This is a genomic window from Vibrio sp. SCSIO 43133 (assembly GCF_023716845.1).
Classification (GTDB): Bacteria; Pseudomonadota; Gammaproteobacteria; order Enterobacterales; family Vibrionaceae; genus Vibrio; species Vibrio mediterranei.
In genome coordinates this window covers 449,840-472,660 of the sequence record NZ_CP068025.1, presented here as the reverse complement: position 1 = coordinate 472,660, position 22,821 = coordinate 449,840, and the positions used below count along the sequence as shown (strand labels likewise).

At 42.0% G+C, this 22,821-nt stretch carries 21 protein-coding genes; 5 read left to right on the top strand and 16 right to left on the bottom strand.

Features of this window, described 5'->3' with window-relative positions:
• Positions 1–5: 5 nt before the first annotated feature.
• The 6 genes from JKJ11_RS19000 to JKJ11_RS18975 all read right to left on the bottom strand — a co-directional run bounded on the left by JKJ11_RS19000 (position 6) and on the right by JKJ11_RS18975 (position 7,163).
• Positions 6–884 (bottom strand): DUF2861 family protein, encoded by an 879-nt coding sequence (locus JKJ11_RS19000; RefSeq protein WP_031493195.1) that lies wholly within the window; start codon positions 882–884, stop codon positions 6–8.
• On the bottom strand, positions 884–1,543 hold the full coding sequence (vxrB, locus tag JKJ11_RS18995) for a response regulator transcription factor VxrB (protein ID WP_006072729.1): 660 nt from the start codon (positions 1,541–1,543) through the stop codon (positions 884–886). The genes JKJ11_RS19000 and vxrB overlap by 1 nt, the downstream gene beginning before the upstream one ends.
• Entirely contained in the window at positions 1,518–2,972 is a 1,455-nt protein-coding gene (vxrA, locus tag JKJ11_RS18990) for a sensor histidine kinase VxrA (RefSeq protein WP_006072731.1), read from the bottom strand. Before vxrA ends, vxrB begins: the two co-directional genes overlap by 26 nt.
• Positions 2,973–3,592: 620 nt before the next feature.
• Positions 3,593–4,996: a Re/Si-specific NAD(P)(+) transhydrogenase subunit beta gene (gene pntB / locus JKJ11_RS18985; RefSeq protein ID WP_006072736.1), complete on the bottom strand. Its 1,404-nt coding sequence runs from the start codon at positions 4,994–4,996 to the stop codon at positions 3,593–3,595.
• An 8-nt stretch (positions 4,997–5,004) separates the two neighbouring features.
• A complete protein-coding gene (gene pntA, locus JKJ11_RS18980) occupies positions 5,005–6,543 on the bottom strand; it encodes a Re/Si-specific NAD(P)(+) transhydrogenase subunit alpha (protein ID WP_252039773.1) in 1,539 nt (512 codons plus the stop codon).
• 344 nt (positions 6,544–6,887) lie between these two features.
• Positions 6,888–7,163: an HlyU family transcriptional regulator gene (locus JKJ11_RS18975; RefSeq protein WP_006072740.1), complete on the bottom strand. Its 276-nt coding sequence runs from the start codon at positions 7,161–7,163 to the stop codon at positions 6,888–6,890.
• A 292-nt stretch (positions 7,164–7,455) separates the two neighbouring features.
• Here JKJ11_RS18975 and JKJ11_RS18970 point away from each other — a divergent pair, with 292 nt between their 5' ends.
• Positions 7,456–8,694, top strand: a complete 1,239-nt coding sequence (locus JKJ11_RS18970; RefSeq protein ID WP_006072742.1) for a GGDEF domain-containing protein — start codon at positions 7,456–7,458, stop codon at positions 8,692–8,694.
• Between the two features lie 16 nt (positions 8,695–8,710).
• On the opposite strand, the gene JKJ11_RS18965 is transcribed toward JKJ11_RS18970, so the two are convergent.
• Together JKJ11_RS18965 and JKJ11_RS18960 are read right to left on the bottom strand one after the other, a co-directional pair.
• A complete protein-coding gene (locus tag JKJ11_RS18965; protein ID WP_252039772.1) occupies positions 8,711–9,667 on the bottom strand; it encodes a Solitary outer membrane autotransporter beta-barrel domain in 957 nt (318 codons plus the stop codon).
• 151 nt (positions 9,668–9,818) lie between these two features.
• Complete coding sequence (locus JKJ11_RS18960; protein WP_252039771.1) at positions 9,819–10,802, bottom strand: GGDEF domain-containing protein; 984 nt, start codon at positions 10,800–10,802, stop codon at positions 9,819–9,821.
• Positions 10,803–11,015: 213 nt separating this feature from the next.
• Here JKJ11_RS18960 and JKJ11_RS18955 point away from each other — a divergent pair, with 213 nt between their 5' ends.
• Complete coding sequence (locus JKJ11_RS18955) at positions 11,016–11,453, top strand: DUF3069 domain-containing protein (protein ID WP_006072747.1); 438 nt, start codon at positions 11,016–11,018, stop codon at positions 11,451–11,453.
• 44 nt (positions 11,454–11,497) lie between these two features.
• Here the strand turns inward: JKJ11_RS18955 and modC are convergent, their stop codons facing one another.
• Genes modC through JKJ11_RS18935 form a run of 4 tightly spaced genes read right to left on the bottom strand, consistent with a single transcriptional unit; the run spans position 11,498 to position 15,529 of the window.
• Positions 11,498–12,610 carry a molybdenum ABC transporter ATP-binding protein ModC gene (gene modC / locus JKJ11_RS18950; protein WP_252039770.1) on the bottom strand — a complete coding sequence of 371 codons (1,113 nt, stop codon included), beginning with the start codon at positions 12,608–12,610 and terminating at the stop codon, positions 11,498–11,500.
• Positions 12,607–13,299, bottom strand: coding sequence for a molybdate ABC transporter permease subunit (gene modB / locus JKJ11_RS18945; RefSeq protein ID WP_252039769.1), 693 nt, complete (start codon positions 13,297–13,299; stop codon positions 12,607–12,609). The genes modC and modB overlap by 4 nt, the downstream gene beginning before the upstream one ends.
• Positions 13,300–13,301: 2 nt before the next feature.
• Positions 13,302–14,060 carry a molybdate ABC transporter substrate-binding protein gene (gene modA, locus JKJ11_RS18940; protein WP_252039768.1) on the bottom strand — a complete coding sequence of 253 codons (759 nt, stop codon included), beginning with the start codon at positions 14,058–14,060 and terminating at the stop codon, positions 13,302–13,304.
• Positions 14,060–15,529, bottom strand: coding sequence for a cobyric acid synthase (locus JKJ11_RS18935; protein WP_124942074.1), 1,470 nt, complete (start codon positions 15,527–15,529; stop codon positions 14,060–14,062). Before JKJ11_RS18935 ends, modA begins: the two co-directional genes overlap by 1 nt.
• Before the next feature lie 179 nt (positions 15,530–15,708).
• On the opposite strand from JKJ11_RS18935, the gene JKJ11_RS18930 reads away from it, so the two are divergent.
• Together JKJ11_RS18930 and JKJ11_RS18925 are read left to right on the top strand one after the other, a co-directional pair.
• Positions 15,709–16,086 (top strand): YgiW/YdeI family stress tolerance OB fold protein, encoded by a 378-nt coding sequence (locus tag JKJ11_RS18930; RefSeq protein WP_031496370.1) that lies wholly within the window; start codon positions 15,709–15,711, stop codon positions 16,084–16,086.
• 112 nt (positions 16,087–16,198) lie between these two features.
• Positions 16,199–16,735: a hypothetical protein gene (locus JKJ11_RS18925; RefSeq protein ID WP_006072758.1), complete on the top strand. Its 537-nt coding sequence runs from the start codon at positions 16,199–16,201 to the stop codon at positions 16,733–16,735.
• Positions 16,736–16,797: 62 nt separating this feature from the next.
• On the opposite strand, the gene JKJ11_RS18920 is transcribed toward JKJ11_RS18925, so the two are convergent.
• The 4 genes from JKJ11_RS18920 to nrdD form a co-directional block, all read right to left on the bottom strand.
• Entirely contained in the window at positions 16,798–17,514 is a 717-nt protein-coding gene (locus JKJ11_RS18920) for an ATP-dependent zinc protease family protein (RefSeq protein WP_252039767.1), read from the bottom strand.
• Positions 17,515–17,565: 51 nt separating this feature from the next.
• On the bottom strand, positions 17,566–18,750 hold the full coding sequence (locus JKJ11_RS18915) for an amino acid aminotransferase (RefSeq protein ID WP_252039766.1): 1,185 nt from the start codon (positions 18,748–18,750) through the stop codon (positions 17,566–17,568).
• 136 nt (positions 18,751–18,886) lie between these two features.
• Positions 18,887–19,357, bottom strand: coding sequence for an anaerobic ribonucleoside-triphosphate reductase-activating protein (gene nrdG, locus JKJ11_RS18910; RefSeq protein ID WP_031494433.1), 471 nt, complete (start codon positions 19,355–19,357; stop codon positions 18,887–18,889).
• Positions 19,358–19,389: 32 nt separating this feature from the next.
• Complete coding sequence (nrdD, locus tag JKJ11_RS18905; RefSeq protein ID WP_252039765.1) at positions 19,390–21,510, bottom strand: anaerobic ribonucleoside-triphosphate reductase; 2,121 nt, start codon at positions 21,508–21,510, stop codon at positions 19,390–19,392.
• Between the two features lie 296 nt (positions 21,511–21,806).
• Between nrdD and JKJ11_RS18900 the strand changes: the two genes are divergently transcribed.
• On the top strand, positions 21,807–22,700 hold the full coding sequence (locus tag JKJ11_RS18900) for an endonuclease/exonuclease/phosphatase family protein (protein WP_252039764.1): 894 nt from the start codon (positions 21,807–21,809) through the stop codon (positions 22,698–22,700).
• Positions 22,701–22,821 lie beyond the last annotated feature (121 nt).

Sequence of the window (22,821 nt, the reverse complement as noted above, 5' to 3'; positions counted from 1 at the left end):
ATGAGTTATTCATCGGCGGAAACGTCGAACGTTTTACTAATTATTTGAGAACGCTCGAAAAGTATTGGGCCTTGCCAACGGCTTTGCTTCATTGAAACTGCAAGCACATATCGATCAGGTGTGATGTTGTTAGCCTCTAGACTCGTTGGATAATCAGACTCGTACTCTTTGCCCCATACTTGAGTATATTTGCCACCAATGTAATCGTATAAACCAACTTCGAGTTTTGGTAGCGGGCAATAAGGGTTTAGAAGCGCATTTTTCTCGATACGCCATTCATCTTTTGCTGACCAACGAACAGTCTGTTTCAATGACTGATCGGTAAAGATCAACCACTGACTCCAAGTTTCGCCGTCAAGTAAGCGCACGTCAAGTCTATAAAGACCGACATCTAAGGGCGATGTTAAGTTGTAACGGATCCCATAAGCTGCTTCTTCCGTTACGGCGTCACCAATTGGATTCACGTAGAATTCGCTGTCGTTAGAAACTCTTCTATCAACCCATTTTTTTAGGCTTATTTCTGAAATGACTCGTTTCGATTCAATTTCTATCGCGGATAAATAGGTGTCTCTTCCTGGGCTTTGAATAGATTGTTGCCTTACTACCACAGAATTAATCCATTCAGGTAGAGGTTGAGAGGAGTAACCTTTACCGCAATCCACTTCTAAAGATTGTAAAAACAACCTATTTATGTGGTTCTTGATACTCTTAGTCGGTTGTTGTTGCCACTCTTCCACTAGCGATTGGAACATAGATTCCAAATCACGATTAAGTAAATGACGATGCGCTTGTGTAATGGTTGTATTATTTTCAAACCAATCGGCACCAACTGACGTTGATGCCGTAAGGATTGCTAGCGCTAAAAATTTTGATGCTCTAGACATTAGCCTTTCATTTTGTAGCCAACACCACGAAGTGTTTCGATCTCTAGCCCAGGAAGCTTCTGTCTAAGTTGTAACACGTGAGTGTCAACAGTTCGTGTTGTTGGGAAGTGATTGTAACCCCAAACATGGTCAAGCAGTTCATCACGAGTAAACACACGTCCCAAGTTACTTGCTAGGAAAAGCAATAGATCAAACTCTGTACGCGTTAACGTAATCAGCTCACCTTTATAGTTCACTTCACGAGTCGCTTTATCGATCACCAAACTCTCTGTCACAACCTTAGTTGCATCCTCAGTGTCAGCTTCTGGTGCGCGAAGCTGTGCACGAATACGAGCAAAAAGCTCAGCTTCCGCGAAAGGTTTGGTTAAATAATCATTTGCGCCTGCATCTAAGCCGGTTACTTTGTCTTTTACTGTGACTAACGCAGTGAGCAATATCACTGGAACATCTTTGATTTTCTTCCAACCAGCAAGGTGCTCTACTGAGTCACCATCCGGAAGTTGTCGGTCGAGAATTACCAAGTCTGCTTCTTCCCAGTGTTGCTCGACCTGAGAGATGAATTCAGCGTGAAGGCAGTTATAACCAGCCAACTCTAAACTCACCAAAAGGCCGTCAGCTAGATTCTTGTCGTCTTCAACAAGTAGCAGTGTCTGTTTCACAAGGTATCTCCAAAATAAATGTTGTTGGTGGCCCGACTAGGTACATCTTACCGCCCATTCGACCAACCATAGATTCTACTATAGTAAGACCAAGCCCAAGGCCTGCCTTACTTACAAATGGCTTTCTAAGCTCACGCCAGTCCTTTGAAGTTAATTGTCCGTTGTCGATGACTTCAATTTTGATAGAGTTTGAAGAAGTCACAACATTCAAACTCACTGGTGCAACGCCGTACTTAATCGCGTTACGTATTAGGTTATCAATACAAGTTCCTAACCAATATATGTTAATTTTAGCTGCTACGTCTTGATTAATAGTCAAATTCACGTCAGCTTCAAATTCTTCCTCTGCTTTGAAACTTAACCAATCTTGTACAGATGGTAGCCATTCTGTCGATAAAGGTTTGTTATCAGATTGTAGGTAGTCTTTACTGGCCTCAGCTAACTGACGCAGTCTACGTGTATCTTCACATAGTCTTCTAAACTCATCATATACAGTTTCTGGTAAGTGCTCAAATTCACGTCTGAACCCTTCAACTGTCAGAGATAAACTGGCGATGGGTGTTCTCAATTCGTGTGTAAGAATTTGTAACACTAACATCCGGCTTTTCATCTCTTGACGTTTTGTATTCCAGCGATAGATTGCCCAACCAATTACTAACAGTATGTTAGCGATGATCAAGCTGATCATGCTGATACGAAGTACATCAGAATGATCTTCGACTTCCCAACATAAGTTCCCTCTTTGCACGAAACACGTATTGGTTTGAGAAGCTAGTTTAAAGTTGAGGCCAGCCTCTTTTGCTTTCGAGATCCAAATGTTCGAAGGGAATAAATAGTAAATATCGCCTCTTCTCAACCACAGTTCCTCGTTTTCAACGAACATTGAGGAGCCTCGGATTAAGGATATAACAGTTTGCTCATCCATCACTTGCAGCCTACCCAAGAGAGAACCTGGTGCTGCCAGTTCTCTTTCTTTGATGTGCATAAACTTTTGAAGTTCTTGTTTTTTATCTGGGTATTTGGTGATGTACCTAGCTGCGTAAGTACCACCACCGGGATGAATCAGTCCACTGCGCGCAAACCATTTCGTCGATAACTTACGACCACCACACATTGCTCTAGTAAAAACTAAAGGTTCTGTGATTAAAGGGCTTAGTGGTAACGTGCCACTGCACTTTTCAGCCAACCGATAGAGTTGTTGTACTTCTTTCAAGGGGTATTTACTTGTTTGAGGAAGCATAGATATAGGTGTAAGAAGCTGTGTCGGGTAATCAGCCTGAATAACCCTTACATCGTATGAGGCGGTCGCTTGTTCGAAATCAAAAAAACTGACGAAATTATCTATACGTTCAGGTAGCGACTCAGCAAAAGCCAGAGGAGCAAGAACAATAGATATAATGGTAAGCAAAGGGCGCGCTAGTTTCTTCAAACGAATTATCTTGTCTGGTCAATAATATAAAAACACTAATTTACATATTATCGGCAAGATTCGCGCCAAGTGCACGCAATTATTTTGTCAATTATTGGAAAACACGACTTGAGGTTCTATTTACCATGCTGACTTAAAGGTAGCCCGTGTTATGACGTCAAGATCTTTCCAACTCGACCTTTTAGCTTCGCTAAACGCAGTTCAGCTATGCGTTTTTGACGCAAGATGCTCTTTGCAGTTCCACGATCCGGATCTATACAAGCTTGGTACTTTAGCTGTGAGTAAGAGGTTGTTGAACAACTAAAATACTGTGTACAGGCTTCTTGTCGTTTGTCGAGCGTCGAGGTGATATCGGCGAGATGATTTTTATGAACTAGATAATAAGATTTTGAGTCCTTTGCATAGTTCACTATTCCAACTGACATAATCGCGGCAAAGATTGTAAAGCAAACAAAAGATTTTAGCATCGAAGTCCCTTAATTGAAGTGTTGTTCTCACTGAGTGATTAGGCTTAAATCAATACAAACACTACAAGCTAACGGCGTTTCTATTGGTTATAGTAGTTATAACCGGACACAAAAAAAGCCAGCATATGCTGGCTTAATCATTTTTAGTGAGCTTTAAAGCGCCTTGGAAATAGCGTCCACACTCTCTTTAGCATCACCGAAGAGCATCGAGGTGTTCTCTTTAAAGAACAGTGGATTTTGTACACCCGCATAACCCGTATTCATCGAGCGCTTAAATACAATAACATTTTGCGCGTTCCAAACCTCTAGAACTGGCATACCGGCAATAGGACTATTTGGATCTTCAAGAGCCGCAGGGTTAACCGTGTCGTTTGCACCAATAACTAGAACCGTGTCAGTTTCGCTAAAGTCATCGTTGATTTCGTCCATTTCCAGAACGATATCATAAGGTACTTTCGCTTCTGCCAATAGAACGTTCATGTGACCAGGTAAACGACCCGCGACGGGGTGAATACCAAAACGCACTTCCACGCCTTGAGCACGCAATTTTTCAGTGATTTCATGCACTGGATACTGAGCCTGAGCCACTGCCATACCGTATCCAGGAGTAATAATAACTGACTTGCTATTTTTAAGCATATCGGCAACATCTTCAGCCGATGTCTCGCGATGTTCACCTTGCTCTTCATCGCTTGAAATAACCACTTCTTGACCAAATCCGCCGGCAATAACACTAACGAACGAACGGTTCATCGCTTTACACATGATGTAAGAAAGGATGGCACCTGACGAGCCGACCAATGCACCTGTAACGATGAGCAGGTCGTTTGCTAACATGAAACCAGCTGCCGCTGCTGCCCAACCAGAATATGAGTTAAGCATTGAAACGACTACTGGCATATCCGCACCACCAATGGAGGCAACCAAGTGATAACCGAATGCGAAAGCAATTAGTGTCATCACAATTAGAGCAAACATGCTGCCGTCTGCTTTCACGAAGTAGATCATCAGCAAGGTTGAGACAACAATCGCAGCAAGGTTGAGTTTGTGTTTGTGCGGAATATTAAGTGGAGATGATGAAATAACCCCGCGTAATTTACCGAATGCTACAATAGAACCTGTAAAGGTTACTGCACCGATAAACACGCCTAAAAAGACTTCTACCATGTGAATTACATGATGAGCATGAACTTCGGCTTCAGAAAGCATTTCAACGTTAGCGATTGCCGGTGGATCAATATAACTATTGTAACCAACAAGAACAGCCGCTAAACCTACGAAGCTGTGAAGAATTGCTACTAGCTCGGGCATTTCAGTCATTTCTACTTTACGTGCATAGAAAATACCAATCGCCCCACCGATTACCATTGCTACAATAACCCAGCCGAAGCCTTGCGCATCAGGACTGAAAATAGTCGCAATTAACGCGATTGCCATACCAGCGATGCCGTAATAGTTACCAGCACGTGCTGAGGTCTGTTTAGACAGACCCGCTAAACTCATAATGAAAAATAATGCAGCAACAATGTATGCTGCTTGTACTAATCCTGCAGACATGTTGCCTCCTATTTATCTTTACGGAACATTTCAAGCATGCGCTTGGTTACGGTAAAGCCACCAAAAATGTTGATGCTTGCTATTAATACCGCGATAAAGGATAAAAACGTGACAACGCCACTTCCTTGTCCAATTTGAAGAAGTGCACCTACAACGATAATCCCTGAAATCGCGTTAGTTACCGACATGAGTGGTGTATGAAGTGCATGTGTGACGTTCCATACCACGTAATAACCTACTACACACGCCAATACGAAGACTGTAAAGTGAGATAAAAACGCGGCCGGCGCAACAGAAGCAACCCAGCCAAATACACCAACGGCAGCAGCAAGACCCAGCAGCTTTTTCACTGGTGACGTTGGCTCTTCTACTTTTTCCGCAGGTTTAGCTACTTCTACTTTTGCCGGAGCTGGTTGAGCAGAGACTTGAATTGGCGGTGCTGGCCATGTGACCTCACCTTCTTTAACTACGGTTACACCGCGAAGTACAACGTCTTCAAAATCGATGTCAATATTGCCATCTTTCTCTTTACAAAGAAGTTTTAGAAGATTGATTAGGTTAGTCGCATAGAGCTGAGAAGATTGAGTTGGAAGGCGGCCTACCATGTCTGTATAACCGATAACTTTAACACCGTTCTCTGTTGTTACCACTTGGTCAGCAACAGTGTATTCGCAGTTACCACCATTCGCTGCAGCTAAATCAACGATAACGCTGCCAGGCTTCATTGCATCAACCATTTCCTTTGTTACCAGCTTTGGAGCTGGTCGACCAGGAATCAATGCCGTGGTAATAATGATATCAACATCTTTAGCTTGCTCCATGTAGAGTTCAGCTGCTTTTTTGTTGAATTCATCTGACATTTCTTTCGCGTAGCCATCACCTGAGCCCGAGTTCTCTTGGTAATCAACTTCCAAGAACTCTGCACCCATCGACTCTACTTGCTCTTTTACTTCTGGACGCACGTCGAATGAACGAACGATTGCGCCAAGACTGCCTGCAGCACCTATCGCAGCTAAGCCAGCAACTCCAGCCCCAGCTACCAGCACTTTAGCGGGTGGCACTTTACCAGCAGCGGTAATTTGACCAGTAAAGAAGCGTCCAAATTCATGTGCAGCTTCAACGACGGCTCTATAACCAGCAATATTGGCCATGGAGCTTAATGCATCTAAAGCCTGTGCACGAGAGATTCGCGGTACCGAATCCATAGCCATCACGTTAATGTTCTTACTTGAAAGCTTTTCCATTAACTCTGGATTCTGGGCCGGCCATATAAAGCTCACTAAACTCGCTCCATCTTTAAGGAAAGTAATTTCCTCATCAGTAGGCGCATTTACTTTTAGCACTAAATCCGACTCCCATACTTCCTTTGAAGAAGTGATGGTAGCTCCAGCGGCTTCATAAGCTGAATCGTCAAAACTCGCAAGCAGACCCGCTTGTGATTCTATTGAGACATCAAACCCCAATTTTAGTAACTGCTCAACCGACTTGGGCGTCGCAGCGACTCGCGTTTCTCCCGCGAGAATTTCTTTTGGCACACCAATTTGCATAGCTATTCCTTAACTATTGGCAGAAGTATTGTTCTTTTTTAACCAACCAAGTGCACAACATCAAGCTATTTGTAATAAAAAAACAATATTTCATTACATATAACTGAACGTAATGACTTTTAAACAGGCATCTTTAGTAAAAAAACCACACGAAACCCTCAATATAGAGGTCTTACCAGTGTTATAATACGCTTTCGCAGAGGAATTTCGTGTAGGTAGGTCATATTATGACAATAAATGCTGCAAGCAGATGACCAACATCAATTAAATCAAACAACTAATACTGGTCTTGCCAGAATAAATCTTCATCAATCGACATCAATATATTGGTGGTGGGATTGATTTTAGAAAATACTGTCTCCCATTTGGTCGATGAACATTTGTGCTTTTTTTAACATTAGCTCATTCGCATCAGACTCAGACCCAACCACGTCAGAGCGAATAAAGCGATGCTCTTTTATTTCATCACCAAATTGCTTTGTAATCCTGCCCGCAATCCTATACTGGCCACCTTCAGCTAACGCTTCCTGGTAGATTAAAAAACCTTTGTACTCAACTGGCTCAACGATTTTTGGCTCGGCAGCCTTAGAGCTACCAAATAACTTAGAGAAGAATCCCACTTTTTTTCCTCTTTCTATATGGATTGATTCATGTTGTAGGGTTTATAGCGCTTGGTCAACCATTAGCGTTTGGAAAGTGAATCTTGTTTACAATTTGCGTTACTTCTAGCTTCTCTATATAGACGTTAGGTTTATGAAACTCATTAAACTAATGAAGTGATTTTTCTTGAGTTTGAGAATATGGCGTGAGTTTTGAGCCTTCCATTAACAAATTACTTGGCAAAACATCAAATTACCGTATCCTAAGGTGTTGAACTATAATCTACTGTTAAGTCTCTGAGTCATATCGTTAATGTCGACCTCTTTTGCTAGCTCAAATCTGTTCCGGCTATTTATTCCCCTCATCATGATTGCGGGTATACTCGTAGGCTTAAACCATATCATTGCAGCAACTCAAGCCAACTCCGGCTTTGTTACAAACCTGCCCTATATTTTGTTTGGTACTGCTTTCGCACTAAGCCATAGCTTCAAACAATCGCGTATTGCTATGGTGGCACTTTCAATGTTGTTAGCGTACGGCGTAATTCAATTAAGATTACAAAGTCCTTTATCGACAGGAACGACTCTTCTAGAACTCTCCTTGTTAAGCCTTTTACTACCTGTTGCTTGTTGTCTTGCGTTTCTGTTTCCAGATACCGGTGTATTGAGCAAGGGAATGTACCTTTTCTCTGCTATTGTCATAAGCTTTTTACTATGGAGCTATTTGATATTGAGCCACTTTGCTACTGGTGGCTTTAACCATTTTGACAGTGATCTGCTCTTGGCCATTCCTGAAATTTCGCGTTTACCTTTGGTTTTAGTTTTGTATAGCCTTGCTATAACCGGTGCAACGGGTATTTTCTTATTAAATTACAATCGACCGATTGATGCTGTTGTTTATACCAGTATCTTGCTTGCGAGCAGCACATTCATTTTCTTTCATGTACCGCATATGTCGAGCACTCTGTTTTCTTTAGCGGGTGTTTTAGTCATTATTTATGTTATTTCCGCCAGCCATCAAATGGCGTTTAACGATCGACTAACCAACATTCCTGGTCGTCGTGCTTTAGAAATGGACATGAAGCATTTGGGCAGAAAGTTCACTGTTGCGATGCTGGATGTCGATCACTTTAAAAAATTTAATGATACCTACGGTCACGATACAGGTGATGATGTATTGAAACTGGTTGCTTCACGAATGTTATCTGTTGGCGGGAACGCACGAGTCTATCGATATGGTGGCGAAGAATTTACGATTCTGTTTAAGGGTAAAACAGCCAAGGACAGTAAAGTCTATCTTGATGAATTGAGAGAGAAGATAGCGGATTATGAAATGGTGATTAGAAATAACGCCGAACGCCCGAATGACAACAAAAAAGGCGCAAAACAACGTAGTGCGAGCAACAAAGGTTCAACAGTAAGTATCACTGTAAGTATTGGTGCAGCAGACAGCAAAAGCACAAAAAAACCAGAAGAAGTTTTAAAGAAAGCAGATAAAGCGTTATATAGCGCCAAAGAAAAGGGACGCAACCAAGTTCAGTGCGCCCGCTGATACTGTCCTACGTGAATTAATCTTGGTTGAAAAACAGGACTATGCTACCCCCTTTGAGGTCACTTCCATAGTTAATACTTAATCCAATCCCGATATTATCAACAAACTCAATCTTAAACGGAGGTGTCATTAGCCAACCGACCGTACCTTCGTAGTAATGAGGAGTTCCAAGCATACCGACAGTATCCCCTCCAATATCGACTCGCCTAAGACTTGTGTAAATAGTCTGAACTGAACGCCCCCAATCAGTTACATCATAAAATAATTTGGCTTCATTGGACCAATACCAGCCTTCAGGCGTTCCCACATCCCCATCATTTGCTTTTCCCCAACCTACCCCTGAGAAATAGTTGAAGGTTGAATTAAACTTCACTTCCCCCCACGGTTTGTATTTGTGGTAATTGAAGCCGACTTTAGGTTGCAAACTAGCTGCCCACGCAGACGTATTGACGACTTTGCCATCTAGGAACGGCTGAAGTAATTTTGAATAAGGAGATTGAAAATCATAATCACTGTGCAGATATTGAAGGTGTGCTCCTATGCCTGTCTCAAACGTCCAGTGTTTAGAGAACTGTATTTCTTGTTCATAGCCTGTAAACGCACCTAAAACATATTTGGTATGGCTATCTGGTGCATCTACGATTTGGTCTTTAATTCTGAGCGCTGAAAACCTAAGTGTTAGCCTCTGTTGGAAACTGTCATCATCATTTAACGAAAAGGTAAGCGGTAACGCAGAGACAGCAATGTTTTTGCGTCGATCAAGCGCCTCTTGCGAGCCAATTTCGTCGTTATCAATATTGAGTACTGAGCTTGGATCAAAGTCTTTGAACCCTAATGTAAGAGCATCACTGTCTGTGAGAATGATAGCTGCTGCGAAATCTTCTTCAAACAAATCACGGAATTCAGGCTCAGCTGCGCTGTGAGAAGATAAAGTTGTAAAACACATCAAAGAAACGAAACGAGCCTTGGACACAGCTTTCTACCCATTGTGGAAATATCTTAATAATAGCCCCACTTTGAATAATTGTGGGTAACAGTATGTAATTTAGGAAGTTATCTAGTGGAACAACATAAAAAAGCTCCTCATAAAATGAGGAGCTCATAACGTAAATTTTACGCCAGACTCACGAGGTTGTACTAATGATATCGCCTTCAATTTGGGAAACGTACCTGTTTCGACCGGTTCGTTTTGCTTGATAAAGCAGTTTGTCAGCACTTTCATACAGCTCGTTGATGGTCTCAGTCCCAGTTGGAACCAAACTAAATACGCCAAGTGACAATGTCACTCTGTCCGTGGTGTGAGAGAACTGGTGGGGAATGTTTAACTGAGAGATCCCTTCTCTGACTCTAGCTGCATTCTCTTTTGCTTCACGAATATCACATTTACTAAGTAAAATAACAAATTCTTCGCCGCCATATCGACCGACATATTCACCACTACGAATAAACATCACATCGAGAAATTGAGCAATGTTGATTAAACATTGATCACCTTCAGTATGGCCATAATTATCGTTGAACGCCTTAAAGTGATCGACGTCCATCAAAATAACCGAGAGAGGCATCTGATGACGACCGTGCCATTGAATAAGTTCTGTGAGTTTTTCATCCATATAACGGCGGTTAAATAGTTTAGTCAGCCCATCTTCATTTGCTTGGTGTTGCAGTGCCCTGTTAGCTTCTTGTAGTTGTGCACTTGCTTGTTTAAGTTCACGACGCATATGAGCTATACGTTGCATAGCGACAAGTTTGGATTGTAGCACTATCTTATTAACTGGCTTAACTAAGTAATCATCACCACCCGCTCTGATAGCCTTTGCAATCATTTCAGGTTCATCATGACTACTAAGAAAAATAATCGGAATCCAGTCTGCTTGATAACGCTCACGTATTTCCGCAGCCACTTGAAAACCATCCATTTCAGGCATTGATATATCTAGTAGTACAAGCTCTGGATCGAACGATGGGTATAAGGCTAACGCCTCTCTTCCGCTCGCGGCGACTTCTACTACATGGCCAAGTTGTTTAAGTCGAATTTGAAGCTGCATCCGTTCCAGTTGCGCATCATCTACGAGAAGAATTCTCATTGAAGAATCCATGGGTGTCATAAGCCTTCCTGTAATTGCACGCCAACCCTAATGAGTCAGATATAACACATATTAGGACAATATTCATCCAGTCCCACTTTAATCAGAGTTTTAACGTATTGATAAGGTTGATTTGTCCAATATCGGGAGGATTTTTACTGAGACTTCGATTATTATTGACTTTTACATCGCTTCTCCTAGGATAGGCGCAATTTTACACACTGAGATAGTAGTATGTCTGAGACACAAAATAACGAAGCAACCAAAGTTGACTTAGAGTTGGTATCCCCAGAATTACGTCAAGTAATCACGTTTGATGACGTGCCTGAAGAATTGCATAACATGGTGGTTTCCATTCACGAGGTGACTGAAGAAGCTGTGCGTGAAGCTTGGGACACATTACCTGCCAGTGCACAAAATATCCTTGATAACTTTGAGCAGTTCCATGCTTTGATTTCAGTTAGCCAAGCATTTGCGGGCGTCAGCACAATGGAAGAATTCACAACGATGGATTTCCCTGCCGACATGACTGACGAAGAGAAAGAAGACTATCGAGCTCAACTACTGGATAAAGTCTTAAGCAACTGTATTCGTGATATGGTTAAGCAGATTAAGAAAGCGCGTCGTGATGCTATTCTGAAGCGTGATTTTAAAGAAGTATTTGAGAAATAAAGTACTTTGTTTTCGTTTAAAAGGTCGCGAATTCGCGACCTTTTCTATATTTGCGGTTCAATCGCCACATCTCTTTGAGAGACACTGACACCTTTTATTTGAGCATACACTTTCTGGCCTACTTCTAGCGCAAGGTCATCAATAGCCCACTGAGTAACTGTTGCTATCAACTTTTGTTGATTTGTCAGTGAGAGAATGACTTCCACACTCTGCCTTGATGTGCCCTTGCCTCCCAGATGAATAGCTTCTACCGTACAAGATAAAATATTACGGATCGATGTTTTACTTGGGCGCTCCAGCGCAATGGATACGTCACTTGCTCTTACTCTCAATCGAACATGTTCACCTATCACGCCTTCTGTGTGTTGAACCCATAAATAATGCTGTTCAGTTAGCGCTACTTTCGTAAGCCCGTAATAACTGTTTTGCTCTAGAATCTCTCCCTTAAACAAGGAGCTTCTATCTGAAAATGATTGCCACGACTGCATAATCGGTGAACTCCAAACGTTCTCAATGGTATCACTCTCCACAACTTTGCCATCTTCGATGACTACTAGATGCTGAGCAAGACGAAGGATTTCATTCAAACTATGAGTGACATAGAGAATTGGAATATCAATAGAGTGCGATAGTTTCTCTAAAAACGGCATTAGTTCACGTTTACGTGAAATATCTAATGACGCTAATGGCTCATCCATTAACAAAATTTGTGGTTTACTTAGGAGTGCTCTTCCGATTGCAACACGCTGTTTCTCTCCTCCTGACAGGCTGCTTGGATAACGATTTAGTAAATCCCCAATAGCTAAAAGCCCAACAATTTCATTGAAATACGCTGGGTCGCCACCCGTGACGCCGTAACGCAAATTGCGACTGACAGTCATATGGGGAAATAATCTTGCGTCTTGGAACACGTAACCCACTTGCCTACTTTCAATCGCTACATCAAGTTTTAAGCTAGAGTCGAACAAAACGCGATCTGCGACTTCAATTAGCCCAGAATCTGGTGTTACCAAGCCGCTGACCAAATTAATCAACGTCGTTTTTCCTGCTCCAGAGCGTCCAAATATGGCCGTAATACCTTTCGCTGGTAGCTGTGTTTTTAAGTGAAAGCTTCTATCAGAGAAGTTCTTTTTTACGTCGAGACTTATTCTATTCATTTCGCTACACCCAATCGTTTACTCATCCAACGATTTAGTCCTTCTGCAAAATAGAGGGATGCAAGAGAAATAACAATCGAGATAATACATAGCCTCATCGCCGCATCTTCCGCACCAGGGGTCTCTAAGAAGTTGTACATAGCGAGTGGAATAGTTTGTGTTTCACCAGGAATATTCGACACAAAACTTATCGTAGCCCCAAACTCTCCCAAACTTCGGGCAAATGAGAGCATAGTTCCGCTAATCACTCCTGGAATAACGAGAGGCAAAGTGATGGTAAAGAAAACCTTTAATTGCGTAGCACCAAGCGTACGCGCAGCTTGCTCTAGTTTTTGATCGACGCTATCCATTGAGAGGCGAATAGAGCGAACCATTAGTGGGAGCGATACAATGATGCAAGCTACAACCGCTCCCCGCCAACTAAAGCTGAAACTAATGCCTGTAAGGTCATAAATGAAGTTTCCTATAACGCCCTGTCTGCCCATAGAAATCAGTAATAGATAGCCAATAACCACGGGAGGAAGTACGAGAGGAAGATGAATCAAACTATCGAGAATACTCTTGCCGTAAAACTCTTTCTTACTTAGGATCCACGCTAATAAAACACCTATCGGTATAAGCCAAACTATAGCTACACCAGCTACCTTCAGGCTTAACTGTAATGCTTGAATTTCGTAATCTGTTAACATGCTTATTGGTTACCATCCAATGGCGAAAATCCGTATTTGGCCAAGATTTGCTGGCCTGATTGAGACTGAATAAACTCTACAAACTCTTGGGTCTCGTGGCGAGAATTCAATTTAACTAGCGGGTAAATAATAGGATCATGGGTCGTTTCAGGAAAAGCGCCGATTACATCAACAGAATCGCTTGCCATCGCATCAGTTTTATAGACGATCCCCAATGGAGCCTCGTTTCTCTCAACCAAAGCTAATACTTGTCTAACATTATTAACTGGCGCTAAATGAGAACGTACAGACGCCCAAACATTTAAAGATTCGAGCGATTGTTTGGCATAGATACCAGCGGGTACAGAGGACACAGTCCCTATCGCCAAACGTTCACCATTTAACCATTGGTCCCAACTCTTCGTAGAATCGAACACAAACGCACTTTTATGTGATACGGCGTTATTTTTGATTAACACCAGCCGATTTTGTGCAATGTTGGATACATTTTCTGCTTCGACTGTCCCTTTCTTTATTAAATAGTCCACCCATTTAACGTTAGCAGAAATGAAAAGATCCGCTGGAGCGCCCTGATAAATCTGACGTGCTATAGAAGAAGAACCACCATAAACCTTTACTACATCAACATTTGATTGCTGATTAAACTCACTGGCTAATTCATCAACGGCATTCGTCATAGAAGACGCAGCGTATATATTAAGCGTTGCTGCCAATGTTACTGGTGACAGTGTAACTAAAAGTAAAATTAATAACTTTTTCATCAGTTTGTGAAACCCAAGTCTGGCCAGAGTTGTTGAAGGTCTAGGTGGTTTTCGAGAGCATCCGCTATCGTATCCAGCGCTTGTTCCTTTTCATCGTTAATCGAATAACTAGAAACAGACTCTCCGTTTACCCAGCGCACCAATAAAGATACAAATTCGGAAGAGTCCAGTATGCCATGAAGGTAGGTTCCAATTACTTGATTATCCTCACTAATCGCACCATCTTTCGTGCCAATACTGAGTTCAATAAGTGGCTGGCTTGAAACCTTGCTTTGTCCCGCATGTATTTCATAACCAGAAACGCTTACGCTTGTACCTTCAAGAGATAATACACCAGTGACGTTGGTCAGCTGTTTCTCTGGGAATAGTTCAGTGTCGACATCAAGTAAGGCTAAACCATCACTAGTTCCGATTTTTCCTTCGATACCGAGTGAATCGGTAATGTGCTTGCCTAATATTTGAAATCCACCACAGATTCCCATCACCTTTCCGCCAAATCGTAGATGTCGATAGATATCCTTATCCCATCCCTGCTCTCTCAGATAGCTAAGGTCATCTCTAACAGATTTCGTGCCCGGAAGAATAATCAAATCAGCATTTTCGATTCGCTCTCCCTTACCAACGTATCGAAAGTCTATTTCAGGATGTAATCGGAGAGCGTCAAAATCGGTGTGATTACTAATACGAGTAAGTATGGGAACCACGACCCTTAGTTTAGTTGTTTCGGCGGTCACGTACTCCGCAGTGATGGCGTCTTCTGCTTCGATATTAAGGCCGTGTATAAAAGGGATTACGCCAATTACTGGCTTCCCTGTTTTTTGTTCTAACCATTCAAGCCCTGGCTCTAGCAATGAAATGTCACCCCGAAAGCGATTAATAACAAAACCAACGACTCGATTCTGTTCACTCTCAGATAGCAATGCTAATGTACCGTATAAATGAGCGAATACTCCTCCACGGTCGATGTCTGCCACAATAATAACCGGAACATCGGCTTCTTCAGCAAAACCCATATTGGCAATATCGTTTTGTCTAAGATTAATCTCTGCTGGGCTTCCTGCACCTTCGATCATGATGGCGTCGAAGTGATTGGCTAGTTTAGAAAAAGAATCAAGAACATAAGGCATAGCCACTTTTTTGTAGTCGTGGAAGCCAACTGCATCCATATTAGCAAAAGCTTTGCCTTGAATAATGATTTGAGCACCAGTATCTGAATTGGGTTTAATCAGAACCGGATTCATGTCCACTGTCGCGTCAACACGAGCCGCTTGCGCTTGAACAGCTTGCGCACGGCCTATTTCGCCGCCATCTTTCGTGACGGCACTGTTCAATGCCATGTTTTGTGGCTTGAATGGGGCAACACTGATCCCTTTCCGCGCTAAAACCCGGCATAATCCTGCCACCAAGACGCTTTTACCTGCGTCTGAAGTTGTTCCTTGAACCATTAGAGCTTGTGAAGTGCGACGCATATATTCTCAAATTGCTATGAAGTCTTTGGTAAGTTTACCTTTTTTACTCCTCAGACCCAACCGACAGCCTAAAAAACTGCAGTGAATGGAAAATGAATGCCGCACTCAGCAATGGTTAAGCTTAACTACGTTTTAATAGTAATCGACAACTAAAGAGACACTCTAAAAGGAACCAAGTTATGAAAAAAACGGTATTGACTCTAGCAGCGGCACTAATTCTTACTCCAACTCTTGTGTTAGCAAAAGACGGTGGGCACCATGATTCTAAATCGCCTAGCGTCGTATATACAGGGCCGGTTGAAACGATTTCTGTAACCGAGCTATTAACTGATACCAGTATGTTTACTGAGAAAAACGTTATTGTTGATGGCTATTTAGTTCGTCAAGTTCGGGACGATAAGTTTATTTTCAGTGACGGTGATGCTGAAATTCAAGTAGATATGGACGATGCGCGATTAACTACACCTATTAATAATGAAACTAAAGTAAGAATTTTCGGAGAGTACGAAGGTGGAAATACACCAGAAATTGAGGTTGACCACATTCAAATAATGTAAAGAAAAGTTCGACTTAGTCAAAAATGGTCTGTATTTTGCAGACCATTTTTCTATATACTGGACAAACTCATTTTTAGAGACTATGTCGACATCAATTCATCACGGAGTTCTCATGCTAGGTAAAGCAAGCCGTACTGCCCTATTATCATTGGCAGTCGCCGCCCCTTCGTTGGTTTACGCTAACAACTTCAACTACAATGCTTTTCAAGTTCGCTTAGGCGCCGATCCTGGTACTGTTGGAGCTGAATTTACTACGTTTTTCACAGAAAACACCCACTTTATACTTCGTGGCGACAGTCGATTTGAAGGTGATTGGGACGTGGCTGGCGGTATTGGTTTTAACGGACCAGCTGGTCAATTCGCAGATGTGTATGGACAATTACTAGTTCATAACATAAAAACAAAGAGCCACGATAAGTGGAATACAGACTTCGCATCTGAGTTTAATATCGGCTCTCGTATTTGGTTCCTTCAAAATGTGGAAGGTGATGCTCGAATTGGTATGCTTAACGGGCATGATGACACCAAATTCATTTGGAAAGTGGGCGCACGTTTCCATTCAACAGACGTGCTTTCACTCGGTGCCGCCATATTTGACAACGGAACCTACGGAAACCAAGTCGAAATGTCTGTTGCATTTAACTTCTAGCTTCTTATATAGAAAAATGGCTTTCCGATTGGAAAGCCATTTTTTATTACCCGTTACTTGGATTATTTATTGCTTGGTTTAGGTTGGACGTATTTACGACTCACATCCACAAGAGCAATATCTCTAAAGAAACTACGACCTAATAACACTGGGTATTTGAGATGCGTACGGTCAGCCAAAGTAAACTCAGTCTTGCTAGTCATATCACCAATCTTAATGACGGATACAATAACTGGGCGTTTATCGCTTTCTTCGGAACTAGACTGTTTTACTTTCACCCAACGTTCAACTGGCATACTCATCTCTTTAGACTCTACACCACTATGCTTTACCTTGAACTTAACCCACTCTTTACCATCACGTTCAAATGGAACGATATCGACGGCACTCAGTGACGATGTGGTAGCCCCAGTGTCTATTCGAGCTTTAGTCGTAACTTTCATATCAACTAAACGAACATATTCTTGCTCACCTAGTATCAGTTTACCCTCTTCATTTTTCACTGGCGCAGGCTTAGCGACTGGCTTTTCTGGTTTAGCCTCAGGTTTCTCTGCGGGTTTTGTCTCTTTCTCTGGTTGTACTTTCTGAGTATCACTTTCTATTTTTGTGCTCTCAGTTTCAGTTGCACTTTTTTCGGTTTCTTTTTCTGATTTTGCAGCTTCAGTGTCTTGCTTAGGCTGTTCAACTTGTGGTGGAGTCACTGGCTCAGTTGGTGTAGTAGAACAAGCTACTAAGCCACCACTTAACATCAGTGGTAAAATCACTTTCCACGGTTTCATTCATTCACCTTTATTAATTCTATTTCTGTGACGTGCAAAAATGCTCATCGATTATTGACTGACAGCAATCAGCGCATTGGCTACATAGGGCAGTTGCGACTCAGATAAGCCAGCGACGTTAATTCGCCCATCGTCTACACCGTAAATAGCAAAGTCATTACGCAAACGCTGCATTTGCTCTGGTGTAAATCCTAGCACAGTAAACATGCCTTTGTGAGACATGATAAAGTCAAATTGATCAGATGAATGAGTATTTTTCAATTCTTTACAAAGGCCATCACGCAATGCAACCAATCGTTGTTGCATTTCAGTCAGTTCCGTTGACCACATGTTGGTTAAGTATTCATCGGCCAAGATGGTTTTGACCAATGCTGCACCATGGTCCGGTGGCATTGTGTACGTCGCTCGAGCTAGTGTAAGCAGTTTACCTTTCGCGTTCGCAGCCTCAGTCGCATTTTTACCAATGACGATCGCTGCTCCAGTGCGTTCACGATATAGCCCGAAGTTCTTAGAACATGAAGTAGTAAGGAGCATTTCTTCAACATTTTCAGCCATATATCGAAGACCATATGCATCTTGCTCTAAACCGTCACCGAAGCCTTGATAAGCGACATCAACAAATGGTACAAAACCATTTTTCACGCTTAGCTCTGTGATGGTTTTCCAATCTTCTAACGATATATCAGCGCCAGTTGGATTGTGACAACATCCATGAAGCAATACGACGTCGCCTTGTCCTGCTTGAGCAATATCAGATAGCATTAAATCACGGTCAACCTGTTTAGTTGTTGGGTCAAAGTAGCGATAATACTTAACCTGTAGACCCGCTGCTTCCATTACTGGTTTATGGTTGACATAGCTTGGGTTCGAAAGCCAAACCGTTGTCCCTGGCTGAGCAACATTTAGTAAATCTCCCAACATACGCAAACCACCACTCGCGCCCGGAGTTTGAATGACGGACATACGGTCATAAATAGGTGTTTCACCAAACACGACTTTAGCAATACTTTGGTTAAACTCTTCACACCCAGCAAGACCAACATAAGCTTTAGTCTGTTGTTCCGTAGTGACAATGCGCTGAGCTTCAGCAATGGCTTTCATTATTGGAGTTTGCCCGTCACTGTTACGATAAACGCCAATGCCTAAATCAACTTTGTCGGCACGTTCATCATTTCTAAAAGCAACGGATAAGGAAAGAATAGGATCGAGCACAGGCTCGGGTAATTGAGAGAACATGAAAGTCACAACCCTTTGAAATTCAAGTAGTGGCATCACGTTAGCATTAGATTAAAAATATTGAAATAGTTTTGTTATAAACAGGATTAATTCGGAGTGTACATAGTAAAGGGAGCATTGCGCTCCCTCTTTTATATTAAAACTGTTTGAATCGATGAATCACTTGATTCGAACTGCCCCGCCATTCTAACTCTGGGTCAGCCAACTCTTTTTCGAATTTGCCATCGACAAGCACGTCAACTAGGTCAATCACTTGTTGTTGCTCAGGTGACAGCTCCTGTAACAAATAACCGCTCCAAAGCCAGATATCTTTATCGGGACATTCACGCCTTACTCGTTCCACCAGCTGTAGTATGCGGCTTACATTAGAGGGGTGTAACGGGTCTCCTCCAGATAACGATAAACCTCTCTTCTTAATACGAGTATCGTTTAGATCCGCAATGATCCGATCTTCCATCTCATCGGTAAAGCTATGTCCTGAATGCAAAGACCATGTCGCTTGGTTATAGCAGCCTCGACATTGGTGAACACAACCCGAAACAAAGAGAGTACAACGCGTACCAGGTCCATTGACTACGTCGATAGGATGATACTGATGATAATTCATATATTGACTCTCTTGATTCTTAGTAATTGATATTAAAGGTGTTTAACGCGACGTTTAACTTCTTCTTGTTTACCAAAGTTAAATGGGCGCGCATCTGGACTACCTAAATAACCGCATACACGACGCGTTACAGATACTCGAGTAGAGTCGTGGTTACCACATTTAGGGCAAGTGAAGCCTTTGCTAGTGCAGTCAAACTCTCCCATGTAGCCACATTCATAACACTCGTCAATCGGTGTGTTCGTACCATAGTAAGGAACGCGCGTGTAACTGTAGTCCCATACATTCTCTAATGCTTCAATGTTACGCTGCATATTTGGGAATTCGCCGTAACAAATGAAACCACCAGAGGAGATTTCTGGGTAAGGCATTTCAAAGTCAATCTTGTCGTATGGATTAACTTTCTTTTGCACGTCCAAGTGGAAGCTATTGGTGTAGTAGCCTTTGTCTGTCACCCCTTCGATGATCCCAAACTCTTTAGTATCAATTTGGCAGAAACGACTACATAGGTTTTCACTTGGCGTACCGTACAAGCTAAATGCGTAGCCGGTTTCTTCAGCCCATTGGTTTACCACTTGCTTCATGTGCTTAATAACATCAAGCGCCATGTCGCGCATAGTATTGTCATCGTACATATGAACGTCATTACCAAAGAGAGCCGTAACCATCTCATGAATACCAATGTAACCAAGAGAAATTGAAGCACGACCATTCTTAAAAATTGGTGCGATAGAGTCGTCTGCTTTTAGACGTACACCACATGCGCCTTCCATATAAAGGATTGGGGCAACACGAGCCTTAACTTTCTCTAGACGACTAATACGTGTTTCAAGAGCTTTACGCGCCAGCACTAAACGGTCGTTTAATAACTCATAAAACTTCTCAACACTACCATTGGCTTTGATAGCAATGCGAGGAAGGTTCAAGCTCACAACACCAAGGTTATTGCGCCCTTCATGTTGAAGTTCACCGTTTTCTTCGTATGTACCAAGGAAACTACGACAACCCATTGGCGTTTTAAATGACCCCGTTACTTCAACCACTTTATCGTAGTTTAAAATATCTGGGTACATACGCTTAGACGCACACTCTAACGCTAGCTGTTTAACATCGTAGTTTGGATCTTCAGACTTATGATTTAAGCCATCTTTGACTGCAAACACCAATTTAGGGAATACTGCTGTTTTGCTGTTTTTGCCAAGACCAGCGATTCGATTCTTCAGAATCGACTGTTGGATAAGTTTTGACTCCCAACTCGTACCAAGTCCAAAGCCGAAAGTAACAAATGGTGTTTGACCATTGGCAGTGTGCAAGGTATTGACTTCGTACTCTAATGATTGGAATGCGTCATAACATTCTTTCTCCGTACGAGCTTGAGCAAATGCTTCTGGCTGGTGAATGTCCCACTCTTGAGCAATTTGAAGATGTTTGTCATAGCTTGCTTTTACGTAAGGCGCTAAGACTTCATCAATACGGTTAATCGTTGTGCCACCATAAATATGACTTGCCACTTGAGCAATAATCTGTGCGGTTACAGCTGTAGCAGTTGAAATTGATTTAGGAGTATCAATCTCAGCATTACCCATTTTAAAGCCATGCGTTAACATGCCTTTTAAATCAATGAGCATACAGTTAAACATCGGGAAGAAAGGCGCGTAATCAAGATCGTGATAATGGATGTCGCCTTCGTCGTGTGCTTGCACAACGTCCCTAGGAAGAATTCGAGTCTTCGCATAGTGTTTAGCGACGATACCCGCCAACAAATCACGCTGCGTCGGGATAACCTTGCCATCTTTATTAGCGTTCTCATTAAGAAGATCGGCGTTGCTTTCTTCAATCAGACCTTCGATCTCTTTAGTCAGAGCGCTTTTCTTTTCACGAGCAATATCACGGTCATGACGATATTCAATGTACGAACGAGCAAGTCCTTTATATGGACCTTGCATTAGTTCATTCTCTACCGCTGTTTGAATTTCTTGAATGTCTACATGTTCGCAATCCTGCAGTTTGAGCTCTACCGCTAAAGCCACATTTTTAGCGTAGATTTCGAGCTCTTTATCTGCATGTTCCGCCGCACTTACCACAGCAGCTTCAATACGATCCTTTGTAAACGGAGCACGAGAGCCGTCTCTCTTGATTACGATTGTTTTCACCCTTTCTCCTTACCCAAAGTATACTCACAGAGTTATCCACAAATACACTATATAGGGTTGTTACTTTTTATTCTGACACAATATATTGTGGTGTATTTAACGAAAAGCACCAAACCAAAGTATTGATTCAGATCAATAAAAATTGGCTACTGAGCAAGAAGAATTCGATCTAGATGAAGTAGATCTCATATGAAGGAAAAACAAAATTTTTCACGAAATTTAACGCATTTTTGGTTGCAATTTTAGTAACGCTTGCGGCACATTGGCTGTGAGGGAATTTTAAAATGGCAAGTGCGATGAAAAGAACATTAAGTTATTACAAGTGGTTATTTTCTTTAGTAATTGGAATATCACTTTTTCCTACATTGGTGTCAGCAACAACGTTTACTACATGGAATATTGAATGGTTAACGCTTAATCCATCATCAAAGTTCGAAGCAAGTCAAAGGGGCAAGGACGACTTTCTCGCTTTAGCACGTCAATTTGAAGTCCTCTCGCCCTCCGTGTTAGCGTTTCAAGAAGTAGATAGTCAGGAAGCCATCCGTAAAATAGTTGGCAACGATTACGACATTTATTTGTCGGATCGTGCACTACCATCTAATAAACAACATCAATTCTCCGCGATTAACCAATACACTGGCTTCGCTGTGAAAAAGGGTTTGTCCATCAAAGACGCAGCGGACTTCCCTCTTAGTACAGGTAGTAAACTAAGATTTGCTTCTACAATCAAACTTAACGTGGACAACAAAACAATAAACCTGTTGTCAGTGCACTTAAAAGCCGGTTGCTCGGGAAAATTCGTCAATCAAAACTCATGTCATACTTTAAAAAAACAAGGAAAAGTCATAAATAGTTGGCTAAAGCAGGTCGAACAACAAAACGAGTTATACATTTTGTTGGGTGATTTCAATCACAACCTAGCGTATAACGGCGATTGGTTATGGAAGACAATCACCAATGGTCTAGATACTGCGCCGCGTTTAACCTCTCAGCAAACTAAAGCCACGTGTAAAGTAAAATCTCGCAAGAATAACGACAAAATACACCAATTTCGCTCTCTCATCGATCACATCATCGTCAGTCCAGAGTTAAGAACAAGTCCTGCTGTTCAAAGTCTCATGCCAGTCGAGGACGTGCTAAAGCACCAAATGAGTGATCACTGCCCTTTATCGATAGAGTTGTATGATTAACTAGAGATGACATTTCCAATTTTGATGTTTACAGTATTTTGGTTATTACTTAACCCAACCTTCAAGAGTGATCTTCTTGGTGGGCATAACGCTGTAATGTCACTTTAGTTGAGGAGTAATC